Source organism: [Haemophilus] ducreyi (assembly GCF_900109315.1).
Lineage (GTDB): Bacteria > Pseudomonadota > Gammaproteobacteria > Enterobacterales > Pasteurellaceae > Haemophilus_B > Haemophilus_B ducreyi.
The window spans coordinates 1-14,935 of sequence record NZ_FOJC01000005.1 but is presented as its reverse complement, the minus strand read 5'-3'; the positions used below and the strand labels follow the sequence as shown (position 1 = coordinate 14,935).

Below are 14,935 nucleotides of genomic sequence, written 5' to 3'. Positions count from 1 at the left end.
ATAATTTTGATTAAGCATTTAATAAAGGATATAGCGGTATGAAATTAAATAAATATATGTCAGCAGTGACAGGAATCATAGTTGGAGTATTTGTTACGAATGCAACTCAAGCTGTGATTGGATTAGATAGGACTCGGGTTGTTTTTGAAGGTGACAAAAAAGCGATGTCATTAGGTATTTCTAATAACAACAAACAGTTACCATACCTTGCCCAAGCGTGGATTGAAGATGTTAATGGCAAAAAAATTACCTCTCCGTTTGTTGTGTTGCCGCCTATTCAACGAGTAGAGCTTGAGAAATCAAGCCAAGTGAAAATAGAAGCATTACCAGCAATTAACAGTTTACCGCAAGATAGGGAATCATTATTTTATTTTAATTTACGTGAAATCCCACCTAAAAGTAATAAAGCCAATACATTACAAATTGCCTTGCAAACGCATGTAAAATTATTTTATCGCCCGAAAGCAATTCTTCCCGAAAAAATGGGTACGCCTTGGCAAGAAAAACTGATTTTACAAAAACAAGGAAATACATTTTTGGTAAAAAATCCAACCGCTTACTATGTCACATTAGTTGATGCAAGTAATGGTAAAACTCAGACTGATATTCAGTTTAATCCAGTAATGTTAGCGCCTTTTAGCGATAGTCCATTAGGCGTAAATGTTAGTACGTTAGGGGCTAAACCTAGTCTGACTTATATTGATGATTATGGTGGTATTAAAGAGTTATCATTTGATTGTAATGGAAATGAATGCCGTGTTGTTAATAAAGAGACAAATAATTGAAAAGGGACATCCAAATGAATTGGGTTTCCATAAATATTCTGAATAGAAGGGAGCAATGTGAATATTAGTGTAAGAAATTTATCACGAAACCTGATCCTGTTGATATTTGGAGTGCTAATAATAGCTAAAACTAGCTTAGCAAAAAACGAACATTTTGATATACAAGTAGTTTTAACCATTCAAGGCACAGGTTGTGTCGTGAATAACAACCAAGCTATAGAGATAAATTTTGGTGAAATGAGCCCAAAAAATATTAATGGAAAAGCTTATGAGAAAGTAATCCCTTTTGATTTGCAATGTAATGATCCTGCTAATACACAATATTCGTTATATTTTGGAAGAAACAATGGAGCAGATTTTGTTTCAAGTGAATATGGAGTTACTTTACTAGCGACTAGCAACAGCAACTTGGGGTTAATGATTAAACGCAATGGAGTCCCCTATCCGTTTAATTTTTCTTCAACTATTACGGAACATAGCAAGCAAAAACTAAGTGTAGTTCCTGTAGTTAATCAATATGCTAAATTGGATATAGGCCCTTTTACTGCTTCGGCATCAATGGTTCTTGAATATTATTAAGTTTATGTATGTGATATTGAACCTATTATTTTATAAGTGGTGCCTAAACGGAGATTTTTATGAAATTTATAAAAAATTATTTTATATGGATATTATTCACTTCAGACTATTTATTTGCTGCGACTATACAATCGAGAGGCATTTATAATATCCGATTTGGAGGACAATCTACCCCTACCGATTACGGAATAAATGCTTCGCTAGTGTATGTGGATTCTGGAAAGCCTTCATTTTCTTTTAATAGTAAGGGGCCAGATGGTAAAAAACATATCATTTATGAAATACCTTATCAATTACAGGGAGGTATTAGTTTTAATCTTGATTCAAAATTTTATGAAAAATATGGCTGTGAATTTTCCGGTACAGGGCAATATGGTAATGAAATATATATAGGCTGGAGTGCTTTTGGTGTACATCAAATTTCGAAAAACTCGTCCTTATATTGTTTAAAATACAATCAATTAAACACATTGAAAAATTTTCCTTGACAACATTCAGACCTTATTTAAACTGACCTTTATTGGAAATGCAAAAATTTTAAAAAAAACACTTGACAAAAGAAAGTGCTTGACAAGCCCCTCTCTTTATTTTACATTTTTGCCCACAGAGAATAGTCCCCTCATTAGGATTTTTACTTTTTAAGCCATAAAAGGTTTAAAAATTTAAGAGTTTTAATGAGGGGATTTTGTTTCCTATGGCGCAGCATTTTTCGCTATCGGCAAAGGCACGCCACTTGTCTATACAAATGGACGAGCTTTCTGATGTCGAAATTTTGTCGTTGCTGAAAACTCTCGTTGGGGCAATGCTGATAATATAAATGATATTGGATGTCCGCATTGTCACTTTAGACACGAAGCCTACTTCATTAATACTCGCCAACAATGGCAATGTAAGCATTGTTGCTATCGCTTTTCAATTACTGCAGGCACAATATTTCACCTTGCTAAATTATCACTGCGGAAGATATTAAAAGCCTTACGTTATTTTGCACTTAAAAGAAAAGGATTATCTGCCATTGAGCTTTCTCACGAAGTATCAACGTTCTAAACGATTCACATTATTTAATCGCAGCATAACAATCTAGGTAACACAATGAAAATACGTAATATGGAAAACTCACAGATTAATACGGATTTAGCTGTAATGGATTATGAAGAATTTAAGTGCTTTATGAAAGAATTAGCCACAATGTATTCCGATATATCAGATGATGGCTACCCATTACTTTATGATACTTTACAAAAAATCAGTAAGGCGATAGCCACACGCCCTTTTGAATACCATATTATTTATGGAGCATCTGAAATTGATAATAAACAAGTGGTTATTGCTATTTTTGAACTACAGTTTAATGAAACAACGATCGGTCGCACTTCCAATGGGTTTTGCAGAAGATAAACTACATTTAAATTGTCTGCAAAAAGTCCGAAAACAACTTACTCAACAAGACTATATCACTTCCGCAGAAAGTGCTTACCCCTGCATTATGGAAGAAATAAAATTCGAGAAAGACGAGAAAAGGAAAGAAGAAGTGCTCCCCCTTTAACTAAAGAGGAATTGGAAGTACTTAGTTAATATTGGCACTTAATTCATTTTAGTGCTTAAAATAAAGTAAAATACCTTTACCTGTATAAATGGGTAAAGGTATTTTTTATGCGATTAAAGTTGAATTTAGGTTTTGTGCAACTGCTACATAATACCGCCGCAATTTTTTGCAAAAATGATCGCTTTCTCTGCTATTCGAAATTATTGTGCCATTTTTTCGGTGATCGTTAGAAAACCCTCAGCGCTATTAAAAATATCAGCAAAGCCTTGTGCTTCGAGGATTCTGTCTGACACCTCACGAAAGGCACCTTCTCCACCGGCGTTGGTTAATATCCAATCAGCCTGCTTTTTGATATAGTCATGCGCATTATGAGTAGCAATTGCTAATCCGCATACTTGAAAAGCGGGCAGATCTAAAGTATCGTCACCAATAAATGCAGTTTGTTCAGGCATAACACCCGCTTGTTGCATTAATTCAAAACAAGCCGAGCGTTTTTCCATTTTCCCGAGCTGAAATAGCGAGACTTTTAATACTTCAATGCGTTTGCGTAACAAGGTAGAATCGCCTCCAGACAGGATTGCCACTTGAATACCACAGGCTTGTAGCATTTTTATTCCTAAACCATCGTGCACGTGAAAACGCTTCATTATTTCCCCTTCTGTGGTGTAATATAAACCGCCGTCGGTTAATATGCCATCAACATCAGTAATCACTAATTTAATCTTGCTTAAATCCATTTTTCGATCCTTAATATGCTATGATTTGGCTATTATAACGTATTGAGGTGCAATATGTCAGTTTCTGAGAATTTATCTACTGTTCGACAACAAATTCAGCAAATTTGCCGGCAGTTTGAGCGTAAAAATGTCCGCTTATTAGCAGTTTCTAAAACCAAGTCCATCGAGGCTATCGAAGCCGCGATTGCAGCCGGACAAACGGCATTTGGCGAAAATTATGTGCAAGAAGCGATTGAGAAAATAAGTTATTTTAACCAACAGAATAAAAGCAAGCGATTAGAATGGCATTTTATTGGTCCTTTACAGTCGAATAAAACCCGCTTAGTGGCTGAGAATTTTGATTGGTTGCAAACCTTAGATCGTTTGAAAATCGCAGAACGGCTAAACTTACAACGTCCTGCTGATTTGGCGCCATTAAATGTATTAATTCAAATCAATATTAGTGATGAAGCTTCTAAAGCGGGCATTACACCGCAGCAAATTATGAATTTTGCTGAAGCTATTAATGCATTGCCTCATTTATGTTTACGAGGTTTAATGGCTATTCCTAAACCAGCGGTAGATATTGCTCAGCAAAAAGCCGTTTTCCAGCAAATGCAACAGCTTTTCGATTGCTTGAAAGCTAAGTTTGCACAAGTAGATACGTTATCAATGGGGATGAGTGACGATATGTTAAGTGCAATTGAATGTGGTTCAACAATGGTAAGGATTGGCACCGCAATTTTTGGTGTACGCGATTATTCCGCGAAAGCGGTTTGATTTGCAAGTTTTTTACTAAATTGGGCCGCTTAAATCATAGTCAATAAACAAAAAAGGCTGTATAATCTTGCTTTTGCATAAATTGTGATCTTGATCACAATGCAGGGTGAGCTAATCTCCCCCCTAAGATTTTCATGGTGTGTAGAATGCACACTCTATATTCAACTCAATTAAGACATTTCAATGCAACATTTAGATATTAATAAATTGCGTAATATCGCAATTATTGCTCACGTCGATCACGGTAAAACTACCCTTGTAGATAAACTTTTACAACAGTCAGGCACATTAGGCGAAACGCGTGGTGATGCTGATGAACGTGTGATGGACAGTAACGATCTTGAGAAAGAACGTGGTATTACAATTTTAGCGAAAAATACGGCAATCAATTGGAACGATTACCGTATCAATATTGTAGATACACCGGGACACGCCGATTTTGGTGGTGAGGTAGAACGTGTACTTTCAATGGTAGACTCAGTGTTATTGGTGGTAGATGCCTTTGATGGCCCAATGCCACAGACGCGGTTTGTAACACAAAAAGCGTTTGCACATGGTCTAAAACCTATTGTGGTGATCAATAAAGTTGACCGACCAGGCGCTAGACCAGATTGGGTTGTTGATCAAGTATTTGATTTATTTGTTAACTTAGGTGCAACTGATGAGCAATTGGACTTCCCGATTATTTATGCATCAGCCTTAATGGGCGTAGCAGGCCTTGAATACGAAGCACTTGCGGAAGATATGACGCCGTTATTTGAAGCGATTGTGAAACACGTACAAGTCCCGTCAGTTGAATTAGATGCGCCATTCCAAATGCAAATTTCACAACTAGATTATAATAATTATGTTGGTGTTATTGGTATTGGCCGTATTAAGCGTGGTTCAATTAAACCGAATCAAACTATTACGGTGATTGATGCAAATGGAAAAACGCGTAATGGTAAAGTAGGGCAAGTGTTAGGCCATTTAGGTTTACAACGTTATGAAGCCACGGAAGCTTTTGCCGGTGATATTATTGCCATTACAGGTTTAGGTGAGTTAAATATTTCAGACACGATTTGTGATATTAATAATGTTGAAATGCTACCTGCCTTGACGGTTGATGAGCCAACAGTAACAATGTTCTTCTGTGTTAATACTTCACCATTCTGTGGTCAGGAAGGGAAATTTGTCACTTCTCGCCAAATTTTAGAGCGCTTGAACAAAGAGCTAGTGCATAACGTGGCATTACGCGTAGAAGAAACTCCGAACCCTGATGAGTTCCGTGTTTCAGGCCGTGGTGAATTACATTTATCGGTATTAATTGAAAATATGCGCCGTGAAGGCTATGAATTAGCCGTATCACGCCCCAAAGTAATCTATAAAGAAGAAAACGGTAAGAAACAAGAGCCTTTTGAGCAAGTTACGATTGATATTGAAGAACAACATCAAGGTTCAGTGATGGAAGCATTAGGTATTCGTAAAGGTGAGGTCAAAGATATGATCCCAGATGGTAAGGGACGTACTCGCTTAGAATATGTGATTCCAAGCCGTGGTTTAATTGGTTTCCGTAATGAATTTATGACAATGACATCGGGAACCGGTTTACTTTATTCAAGTTTTAGCCATTATGATGATGTTAAGCCAGGTGAAATTGGTCAGCGTAAAAATGGTGTATTAATTTCAAATGCTACCGGTAAAGCGTTAGCTTATGCGCTATTTGGTTTACAAGAACGTGGTAAGTTGATGATTGAGCACGGTGTAGATATATATGAAGGCCAAATTATTGGTATTCATAGCCGTTCAAATGATCTAACTGTAAATTGTTTACAAGGTAAAAAACTAACAAATATGCGCGCATCAGGCAAAGATGATGCGATTGTGTTAACTACACCGGTTAAAATGACGTTGGAACAAGCATTAGAATTTATTGATGATGATGAGTTAGTAGAAGTAACGCCACAATCTGTGCGAATCCGTAAACGACTATTAACTGAGAATGATCGTAAACGTGCAAGTCGTACGACTAGTAGCACAAGTACACGTTAATTAAAGTGATATCAGTGCCCGTTGCAAGCGGGCATTTTTTTATTTTTTTACAAAAAGTGGCTGAAATTAGCCCGCTTGGGGATAAAAGAGTCGATTTATTTTTGATGAGGAATGGATAATGTTGGTGGAAATTTATGGTCGTTTAAGTTGCCCATATTGTGTTCGAGCTAAACAGTTAGCAGAAAAAATGGCAATTGAATTAGCTGATTTTGAGTTTAAATTTATTGATATGATTGCAGAAGGCATTTCAAAGCAGGATTTATCCGTTCGTGTTGGCAAAGCGGTGGATACGGTACCACAAATTTTCTTAGATGATCAAGCTGTTGGCGGTTGTACTGAATTCCAGCAGTTAGTAAAACAAAAATTTGATATTGAATTATAATGAATAAGGCGAGTTTTATGCTCGCCTTTGCGTAATGGTTTATTCCGCTAATGCTTGGCGTTGAAACTCAAATAATTGATTGATACCTTGATCAGCAAGATCTAATAATTGCAGTAATTCCATATGTGAAAAAGGTTCGCCTTCAGCTGTGCCTTGTACTTCAACTAATCGACCGTCTTCCACCATCACAACATTCATATCAGTTTCCGCTTTAGCATCTTCTACGTATTCTAAATCGCAGACAGCTTCATTTTCAACAATACCGACAGAAATCGCAGCGACTAATCCTTTCAGTGGATTGGTTTTCAGTACTCCATCAGCGATTAATTTATGAATTGCATCTTGTAGTGCGACACAAGCACCGGTAATAGCGGCAGTACGTGTGCCACCATCTGCTTGAATAACATCACAATCGATGGTGATAGTCCGCTCACCTAATGCTTCCAAATCTACTACGGCACGTAAAGCGCGGGCAATTAAGCGTTGGATTTCCATGGTTCTTCCACTTTGTTTCCCTTTAGCGGCTTCACGTTGGTTTCTGCTGTGGGTAGCACGTGGTAACATACCATATTCCGCAGTTACCCAACCTTGCTGTTGTCCTTTCAGAAAGCGTGGAACAGATTCTTCTATGCTGGCATTGCATAATACTTTGGGCTCACCGAATTCAATTAACACCGATCCCTCGGCGTAGCGAGTATAATGGCGTGTAATTTTTACCGGGCGAATTTGATTATTTTCGCGATGATTGGGACGCATTGTTTTTATTCCTTTTTAGTAAAATTTTGCACCATTCTAACAAATAAAACAGTACAATGGGGACATTTTGTAATGATTGATATAATTGATAAAAGGTTAGTATAGCACTAAGCTTTTAATATATATCCACAAATAAAAAAGGATCCTCAAATGATTTATAGTATGACAGCCTTTGCCCATTTAGAATTGAAAAAAGAATGGGGAAATGCAGTATGGGAAATGCGTTCAGTCAATCAACGTTTTTTAGAAACTTATTTTCGCTTACCTGAACAATTTCGCCATTTAGAAATGAGCCTACGTGAACGCCTGCGTTCAGCATTAACACGCGGTAAAGTAGAATGTAGTTTACGTATAGAATTGACTAATAGTCAGGATAAAGAACTTTCGCTAAATAAAGATTATGCAGAAAAAGTGATTGGCTCTTTGCAAACGTTGCAGACACTTGCCGGTGGCGGTCAGATTAATCTGGTTGATTTGTTACGTTATCCCGGTGTAGTTGATAGCCAAACACAAGATTTGGATCAAATTGGCCAAGATTTATGTGCAGGTTTTGAGGAAATTCTAGCGGATTTTATTGCGATGCGTGCTCGTGAAGGCGCTAATTTACAGCAATTAATTCAACAGCGGTTAGATTCAATTAGTCAGATTGCAACACAAGTGCAAGCACAAATGCCGGCCATTTTGCAATGGCAAAAAGAGAAATTACAACAACGTTTTGATGAATTAAATTTACAGCTTGAATCCCAACGTTTAGAACAAGAAATAGTATTAATGGCACAGCGTGTTGATGTGGCAGAAGAATTAGATCGCTTGCAATTGCACGTTAAAGAAACGATGGCTATTTTGCAACGAGGTGGTGCGGTAGGGCGTAAATTAGATTTTATGATGCAAGAATTGAACCGAGAATCAAATACACTTGCTTCAAAATCGATTAATGCAGACGTGACTAATTCTGCCGTAGAATTAAAAGTATTAATTGAGCAAATGCGTGAACAAATTCAGAATTTAGAGTAGGTGCTTTATGACGTGTGAATGTAGCAAAATGAGTAACAGTTACCCTAATCTTTGTGTTGAACTGAGTGATTATCGCTTAATTGAAATTGCCGGTGTTGATGCGGCGTCATATTTGCAAGGTCAGTTGACGTGTGATGTGCTCAAATTAGCAATTGGTGAACATACATTGACTTGCCATTGCGATCCAAAAGGCAAAATAAGAGCGTTATTTCGTATATATCGCGCCTCCGAGCAACAATTTTTTATGATTATACATAATGATTTGCTCGCTGAAGCTTTGGTGCAATTAAAAAAATATGCAGTGTTCTCAAAAGTGGCCTTTACCCCATTAACTACGCCGTTATATGGTGTGACAGGTCATGAGCAATTAGCCAAAATAAGCGAAAATTCGACCGCTTTGTTACTGAATCAAGCTCAAAAACGCGCAATTATTTGGGGAGAAGATTTAGTAACTAATAGTGATTGCTCACTTTGGGATTTGATTGATATTCAAGACGGTATCCCTATTTTATTAAAAGCAAACCAATTTGAATTTATTCCTCAAGCGGTCAATTTACACGCAATTGAAAATGCAATTTCCTTTACTAAAGGTTGCTACATGGGGCAAGAGACGGTTGCGAGAGCTAAATATCGTGGCGTAAACAAACGCGCTATGTTTACTCTAGTGGGCGTATTTGATGGGCAAGTTGCATTACCACAAATTGCAGAATCTATAGAGATATTGTTATCTGAAAATTGGCGGGCAACAGGTCGGATATTAATGAGTGTTGTTCATCAACATAGCCTGTGGTTGCAAGTGGTGATGAATAAAGATATTGAAACAAATACTCGTTTTCGTGTTAATGGTATTGAATTGAAAATGTGTGATTTACCTTATTCAATTGTAGAAGGGTAAATAAGATCGCTAGCTAAAAACGGAGTGGGGCTAACCATCTCCGTTTGTGATTGAGCTTAGAGTTTATCGGGATGATGGATCATTACAAATTTTTCCCATAATTCATCTTGGCTTTCGCGGTGATCTGGATCAGCAATAATACAATTCGTGATCGGGCAAACTTTTTGACAAGTGGGTTTTTCATAATGTCCAACACATTCAGTGCATAATATCGGATCAATTACATACACATCATCGCCGATTGAAATTGCTTCATTCGGACACTCAGGTAAGCACATATCACAGTTTGTGCATTTATGAGTAATCAGTAGTGCCATAATTTCCTATTGCTCGATTTTAAAAAGTGACCAATTATACAGGCAAATTAAAAAATAGGCATTATTTTACTTGCTTTAGCTGTTGTTGCTCTAAATAGAGTATGGTTGCCGCGACACGTGAATGGACATTTAATTTACGTAATAAATTACGAATATGCACTTTTACCGTTTCTTCAGAAATAAATAATTGGCCGGCAATTTGCTTATTAGACATACCGGTTGCAATCCATTGTAATACATCACGCTCACGATCGGTTAATATGCTTAAAGGATCATTTTCTGGACGCCGATTTAATAAATGGGCTCGGATACTATCGCTGAGTACGGTTTCGCCGAGTACTGCTTTACGAATGTTTTCACGTAACTCTGAGGTATCACTGTCTTTTAATAAATAACCATCAACACCTGCATCCATTAATGCAAAAATATCCGATTGTTCATCTGAAACAGTTAAGACAATAATACGGCTATCAACGCCCTGTTTTCTTAATGCGCGTAATGTATCTAAACCTGAAATGCCTTTCATATTTAGATCTAAAATAATCAAATTAGGATCTGTATCAAGAGCTAATGCAATGCCATCATTCCCATTGCTTGCCTCACCAACAATCGTAAAATTATCTTCTAATTCTAAAATTTGGCGTATGCCTTGACGCATTAAAGGGTGATCATCAATTAAGAGGATTTTATAAGATTCGGTCATTGGTGTCTCCACTGAAAATAGCCAAAATTCTGCTTATACCATTTTAGCGAAACAAGTCTCCTATTTTAAGTAATTTAGCGGATTTTTGCTCCGAGCTAAATTTGGCGAGTAAAATTTAATGCACAGTGGTAAAACTTTTCAACTATTAGATCGCTTGTTCCGTTATAATAACGATGAATTTTAGCTAAAAGAATGATGATCATGAGCAATCAAATAACTTATTTTGCCACCGCTGCACGTGGTTTTGAAGAAATGCTTAAAATAGAGCTTGAACAAATTTGTGGCGCAGACGGTAAAGTGGTGCAAGGCGGTGTCCATTTTACGACTAATCAAAAAGGCGCCTATCAAGCATTATTACATAGCCGTTTGGCTTCACGTATTTTATTACCGCTAGTCAGCACTAAAATTTTCAGTGATTTAGATCTCTATGCCACAATTATAGCTATTAACTGGGCAGACATTTTTGATCCACGCGATACTTTTTATGTTGATTTCAATGGCACTAACCGTGAAATTAGGAATACGCAATTCGGAGCTATGCGTGTTAAAGACGGTATCGTTGATTATTTTGAACGTAAAGGATTCGCTCGCCCTATTGTAGATAAAGATCGGGCGGATATTCGTATTCATGTTTATTTAGATCGTGAGAAGCTAATTGTATCGCTAGACTTAAGTGGCGAAGCATTACATATGCGAGGCTATCGTGAAGATAGCGGTAAAGCACCATTACGTGAAACCCTTGCTGCAATCATTGTGTTACGTTCAGGTTGGCAAAAAGGAACGCCATTAGTTGATCCTATGTGTGGATCAGGCACGCTATTGATTGAAGCAGCTCAAATGCAAGCGGGTATCGCACCACAATTACAGCGTAAATATTGGGGGTTCAACGCTTGGAAAGGGCATCAGCAAGCGACATGGCAACAAGTATTAGAAGAAGCACATTCGCAGAAAAATACCCAAATTGACCCGCTTTTTTATGGTTTTGACTTGGACCATCGCGTCCTTGCTAAAGCAAAACAGAATGCTCAAAATGCCGGCGTAGCGCATTTGATTTATTGGCAACAAGCGGATATTGCAGCGTTAAAAAATCCGTGCCTAGATCAGAAAGGTACATTGGTATCTAATCCACCATATGGTGAACGGTTAGGCACAACGCCCGCCTTGATTGCGATTTATTCTGTATTTGGTCAACGATTAAAACAGCAATTTGCTGGTTGGAATGTTTCCATTTTTAGCGGTGAACCGTCATTATTGAACTGTTTACGTTTAAGATCTACACGACAATTTAAAGCCAAAAGTGGACCGCTTGATTGTTTGCAAAAAAATTATCAAATAGCTGAGCATGCTATTCATAATCAACAAATCTCAGAAAGTAGCGTTGCACAAAATACTCAAGTTGCATCTGATTTCGCTAATCGGTTAACCAAAAATATCAAAAAGATTGAAAAATGGGCTAAGCAACAGCAGCTTGATGCCTATCGTTTATATGATGCAGATTTACCTGAATATAATTTTGCAGTAGATAGATATAGCGATCATATTGTGATTCAAGAATATACTGCACCAAAAAGTATTGAGCAAAATAAAGCCAGACAACGGTTATTAGACGCAGTAACAGCTACTTTGCATGTAACAGGTATTGAAACTAATAAATTAGTATTGAAAGTAAGACAAAAGCAGAAAGGAACTAATCAATACGAAAAATTAGCTAATAAAGGAGAGTATTTCTATGTTAACGAATACGGCGCAAAATTATGGGTTAATTTGACAGATTATCTTGATACAGGCATCTTTTTAGATCACCGGCGCACTCGTAAAATGGTTGGTCAAATGGCAAAAGGTAAAACGTTTTTAAACTTATTTGCCTATACAGGATCTGCTACGATCCACGCTGCATTAAATGGTGCTAAAGCAACAACATCTGTAGATATGTCAAATACTTACCTTAATTGGGCTGAGCAAAATCTTGAGTTAAATGGATTGAAATCACATAACCATCGTTTGTTTCAAGCGGATTGTTTACAATGGTTAGCAGAGTGTCGAGAACGTTTTGAATTGATTTTTGTTGATCCGCCGACCTTCTCAAATTCAAAAAGAATGGAAGACAGTTGGGACGTACAGCGAGATCATATTAAATTAATGACACAGCTAAAACGTATTTTAACCTCCGACGGTATGATTGTATTTTCTAATAATAAACGTGGTTTTAAAATGGATTTTAATGGGCTAACAGCATTAGGCTTTGTAGCAGAGAATATCTCATATAAAACATTACCGTTAGATTTTGAACGCAATCCACATATTCATAATTGTTGGATTATTCGTCATATTGAAAATTAACAGAACACATAGTAATCAAAAATGACAAGGTAAAAAATGTTAGATATTGTGTTATTTGAGCCTGAAATTCCACAAAATAGTGGGAATATTATTCGATTATGTGCAAATTGTGGTTTTCGATTGCATATGATTGAACCCTTTGGTTTTACTTGGGATGATAAAAAATTAAAACGTTCTGGTTTGGATTATCATGAATTTGTCGATATTCAAAAATATACTCATTTTGATGATTTTCTTGCTCGTGCAAAGCCTAAACGTTTATTTGCATTAACTACTAAAGGTGAAGCAAATCATAGCCAAGTACAATACGAACAAGGCGATTTTTTGATGTTTGGTCCAGAAAGTCGCGGAATTCCAACCGCTATTTTAGAGACTCTGCCAATGTCACAAAAAATCCGAGTACCTATGTGTAAAGATAGTCGAAGTATGAATTTATCAAATACCGTGGCAGTAGTCGTGTATGAAGCTTGGCGACAATTTGGTTATCAAGGTGCTGTAGCAAGACAGGCCATTTAAATAAATAAGTGGTCTTTTTGTGATTATTTTTGCAAAAAAGACCGCTTCTGAAAACAAATAAAAATCCCAACGATTAATTATTTGAAATATTTATAAAATTACAGTTTTGCTGAAAGCATCTCTTCTAATTTTTCTTGGTCAATCGCAAATTTACGGATACCTTCGGCTAATTTATCCACGGCCATAGGATCTTGGTTATGTTGCCAATAAAATTCAGCTTCGCTTAAAGGCGCAGGGCGATCTAAAATCTCACCTTGATAATCTAACTTACGCACCAATGTATCATTGCTTTCCGCTAATGCTTTTAATAATGGCGGAGCAATAGTTAAACGATCACAGCCTGCAATTTCAGTAATTTCACCTACATTTCGGAAGCTTGCTCCCATAACAATAGTCTTATAATTGTACTGCTTATAGTAGTTATAAATAGTGGTGACCGAAATAACGCCCGGATCTTCTGCCGCGGCATATTCCTTTTTCTCATTTGCTTTATACCAGTCTAAGATACGCCCAACAAATGGTGAAATCAAGTAAACGCCCGCCTCAGCACAGGCTCTGGCTTGTGCTTGAGAGAATAATAATGTTAAATTACAATTAATTCCCTCTTTTTCTAATATTTCAGCAGCACGGATACCTTGCCAAGTAGCCGCTATTTTGATCAAAATACGATTATTAGCAACACCCGCTTCATTATATAAGCCAATCAACTTACGTGCCTTAGCAATTGTTTTTTCAGTATCGTAAGAAAATCTAGCATCTACCTCAGTTGAAATTCGTCCGGGAACAATTTTCAAAATTTCCAGACCAATATTAACTGCAAGCTTATCTTCAGCATCAACTAACTGTTGAGCCTTATTGCCACTTTTTGATTTTGCGTAACGAATTGCATCATCAATTAAAGGCGCATATTGTGATAATGCAGAAGCACTTAAAATTAACGAGGGATTAGTGGTAGCATCTTGAGGCTGATATTGTCTAATGGCTTCTATATCGCCAGTATCAGCAACAACCACAGTCATTTCGCGTAAAGCATCTAATTGATTCATAGAATTTCCTCTTAATTATTAGATAAAATGTGTAGGGTATAGAACTATCATACAGTAATATAATAACTTATTCAAAAAAGGAAAATGGCACGATTAACACCGCTAATTATCACACACTTTATAGACCTTAAATCTATATGTTTTAAATAAAAATTTAAAAAAATGTCGATTATTTAAGCACGCAATCAATTTTTTTAATTTTTCTCAAAAAAAGTATTTGCAAAAAGGGAAAGATATCCTATAATGGGCGACACACAACGACGCACCGTTGTGAGCTGTTAAGCTAGATTGAGCGGTGCGTCGTTTTATTTTGCTCTTTAACAACGAATCAGACAATCTGTGTGGGCACTTGTTGATTGACTTAATTTTATATGTTTTATAAAAACTTGAAGTCTTAATAAGTGCTTAAACTAGAAATTCATATTAATTTAATTCCTTTTGTTTTACTTTCAAGTGAAATGAAAGAGAAGAGAAGTGAACTAAGCTAAGCAGTTATTGAGCGATTAAACTTTTTAAATTGAAGAGTTTG

Annotated in this window: 16 protein-coding genes and 1 pseudogene; 12 read left to right on the top strand and 5 right to left on the bottom strand. The window is 36.7% G+C overall.

Annotation, left to right across the window (positions count from 1 at the left end; all coding sequences use genetic code 11):
- The first annotated feature begins 38 nt into the window (after positions 1 to 38).
- From BMX01_RS04140 to BMX01_RS04120, 5 genes and pseudogenes are all read left to right on the top strand, one after another.
- The gene (locus tag BMX01_RS04140) at positions 39 to 785 is read left to right on the top strand and encodes a fimbria/pilus periplasmic chaperone (RefSeq protein ID WP_064082261.1); all 747 of its coding nucleotides are present in this window, start codon (positions 39 to 41) and stop codon (positions 783 to 785) included.
- Between the two features lie 57 nt (positions 786 to 842).
- Positions 843 to 1,364 (top strand): fimbrial protein, encoded by a 522-nt coding sequence (locus BMX01_RS04135; protein WP_064082260.1) that lies wholly within the window; start codon positions 843 to 845, stop codon positions 1,362 to 1,364.
- A 59-nt stretch (positions 1,365 to 1,423) separates the two neighbouring features.
- The gene (locus tag BMX01_RS04130) at positions 1,424 to 1,852 is read left to right on the top strand and encodes a hypothetical protein (RefSeq protein WP_064082259.1); all 429 of its coding nucleotides are present in this window, start codon (positions 1,424 to 1,426) and stop codon (positions 1,850 to 1,852) included.
- A gap of 206 nt (positions 1,853 to 2,058) precedes the next feature.
- Positions 2,059 to 2,402: pseudogene (locus BMX01_RS07955) on the top strand (transposase); the annotation flags it as partial.
- Positions 2,403 to 2,456: 54 nt separating this feature from the next.
- Positions 2,457 to 2,762 carry a hypothetical protein gene (locus BMX01_RS04120; protein WP_231087421.1) on the top strand — a complete coding sequence of 102 codons (306 nt, stop codon included), beginning with the start codon at positions 2,457 to 2,459 and terminating at the stop codon, positions 2,760 to 2,762.
- Positions 2,763 to 3,110: 348 nt separating this feature from the next.
- Here BMX01_RS04120 and BMX01_RS04115 read toward each other — a convergent pair whose 3' ends face one another.
- A complete protein-coding gene (locus tag BMX01_RS04115) occupies positions 3,111 to 3,647 on the bottom strand; it encodes a KdsC family phosphatase (protein WP_074647819.1) in 537 nt (178 codons plus the stop codon).
- A 54-nt stretch (positions 3,648 to 3,701) separates the two neighbouring features.
- Between BMX01_RS04115 and BMX01_RS04110 the strand changes: the two genes are divergently transcribed.
- The 3 genes from BMX01_RS04110 to BMX01_RS04100 all read left to right on the top strand — a co-directional run bounded on the left by BMX01_RS04110 (position 3,702) and on the right by BMX01_RS04100 (position 6,819).
- Positions 3,702 to 4,406 carry a YggS family pyridoxal phosphate-dependent enzyme gene (locus BMX01_RS04110; RefSeq protein WP_064082257.1) on the top strand — a complete coding sequence of 235 codons (705 nt, stop codon included), beginning with the start codon at positions 3,702 to 3,704 and terminating at the stop codon, positions 4,404 to 4,406.
- 183 nt (positions 4,407 to 4,589) lie between these two features.
- Entirely contained in the window at positions 4,590 to 6,437 is a 1,848-nt protein-coding gene (gene typA, locus BMX01_RS04105) for a translational GTPase TypA (RefSeq protein WP_064083414.1), read from the top strand.
- 118 nt (positions 6,438 to 6,555) lie between these two features.
- Positions 6,556 to 6,819, top strand: coding sequence for a GrxA family glutaredoxin (locus BMX01_RS04100; RefSeq protein WP_064082255.1), 264 nt, complete (start codon positions 6,556 to 6,558; stop codon positions 6,817 to 6,819).
- Between the two features lie 39 nt (positions 6,820 to 6,858).
- Here BMX01_RS04100 and rph read toward each other — a convergent pair whose 3' ends face one another.
- A complete protein-coding gene (rph, locus tag BMX01_RS04095) occupies positions 6,859 to 7,575 on the bottom strand; it encodes a ribonuclease PH (RefSeq protein WP_064082254.1) in 717 nt (238 codons plus the stop codon).
- A 150-nt stretch (positions 7,576 to 7,725) separates the two neighbouring features.
- Here rph and BMX01_RS04090 point away from each other — a divergent pair, with 150 nt between their 5' ends.
- Positions 7,726 to 8,589, top strand: a complete 864-nt coding sequence (locus tag BMX01_RS04090) for a YicC/YloC family endoribonuclease (protein WP_064082253.1) — start codon at positions 7,726 to 7,728, stop codon at positions 8,587 to 8,589.
- A 7-nt stretch (positions 8,590 to 8,596) separates the two neighbouring features.
- Complete coding sequence (ygfZ, locus tag BMX01_RS04085; RefSeq protein ID WP_064082252.1) at positions 8,597 to 9,484, top strand: CAF17-like 4Fe-4S cluster assembly/insertion protein YgfZ; 888 nt, start codon at positions 8,597 to 8,599, stop codon at positions 9,482 to 9,484.
- Between the two features lie 56 nt (positions 9,485 to 9,540).
- Here ygfZ and BMX01_RS04080 read toward each other — a convergent pair whose 3' ends face one another.
- Positions 9,541 to 9,801, bottom strand: a complete 261-nt coding sequence (locus BMX01_RS04080) for a YfhL family 4Fe-4S dicluster ferredoxin (RefSeq protein WP_010944336.1) — start codon at positions 9,799 to 9,801, stop codon at positions 9,541 to 9,543.
- Between the two features lie 61 nt (positions 9,802 to 9,862).
- Positions 9,863 to 10,504, bottom strand: coding sequence for a response regulator (locus tag BMX01_RS04075; protein ID WP_064082251.1), 642 nt, complete (start codon positions 10,502 to 10,504; stop codon positions 9,863 to 9,865).
- A 201-nt stretch (positions 10,505 to 10,705) separates the two neighbouring features.
- Here BMX01_RS04075 and rlmKL point away from each other — a divergent pair, with 201 nt between their 5' ends.
- Entirely contained in the window at positions 10,706 to 12,844 is a 2,139-nt protein-coding gene (rlmKL, locus tag BMX01_RS04070) for a bifunctional 23S rRNA (guanine(2069)-N(7))-methyltransferase RlmK/23S rRNA (guanine(2445)-N(2))-methyltransferase RlmL (RefSeq protein ID WP_064082250.1), read from the top strand.
- Positions 12,845 to 12,880: 36 nt separating this feature from the next.
- Positions 12,881 to 13,360: a tRNA (uridine(34)/cytosine(34)/5-carboxymethylaminomethyluridine(34)-2'-O)-methyltransferase TrmL gene (gene trmL, locus BMX01_RS04065; RefSeq protein ID WP_064082249.1), complete on the top strand. Its 480-nt coding sequence runs from the start codon at positions 12,881 to 12,883 to the stop codon at positions 13,358 to 13,360.
- A gap of 98 nt (positions 13,361 to 13,458) precedes the next feature.
- Here the strand turns inward: trmL and tal are convergent, their stop codons facing one another.
- On the bottom strand, positions 13,459 to 14,406 hold the full coding sequence (tal, locus tag BMX01_RS04060; RefSeq protein ID WP_064082248.1) for a transaldolase: 948 nt from the start codon (positions 14,404 to 14,406) through the stop codon (positions 13,459 to 13,461).
- Positions 14,407 to 14,935 lie beyond the last annotated feature (529 nt).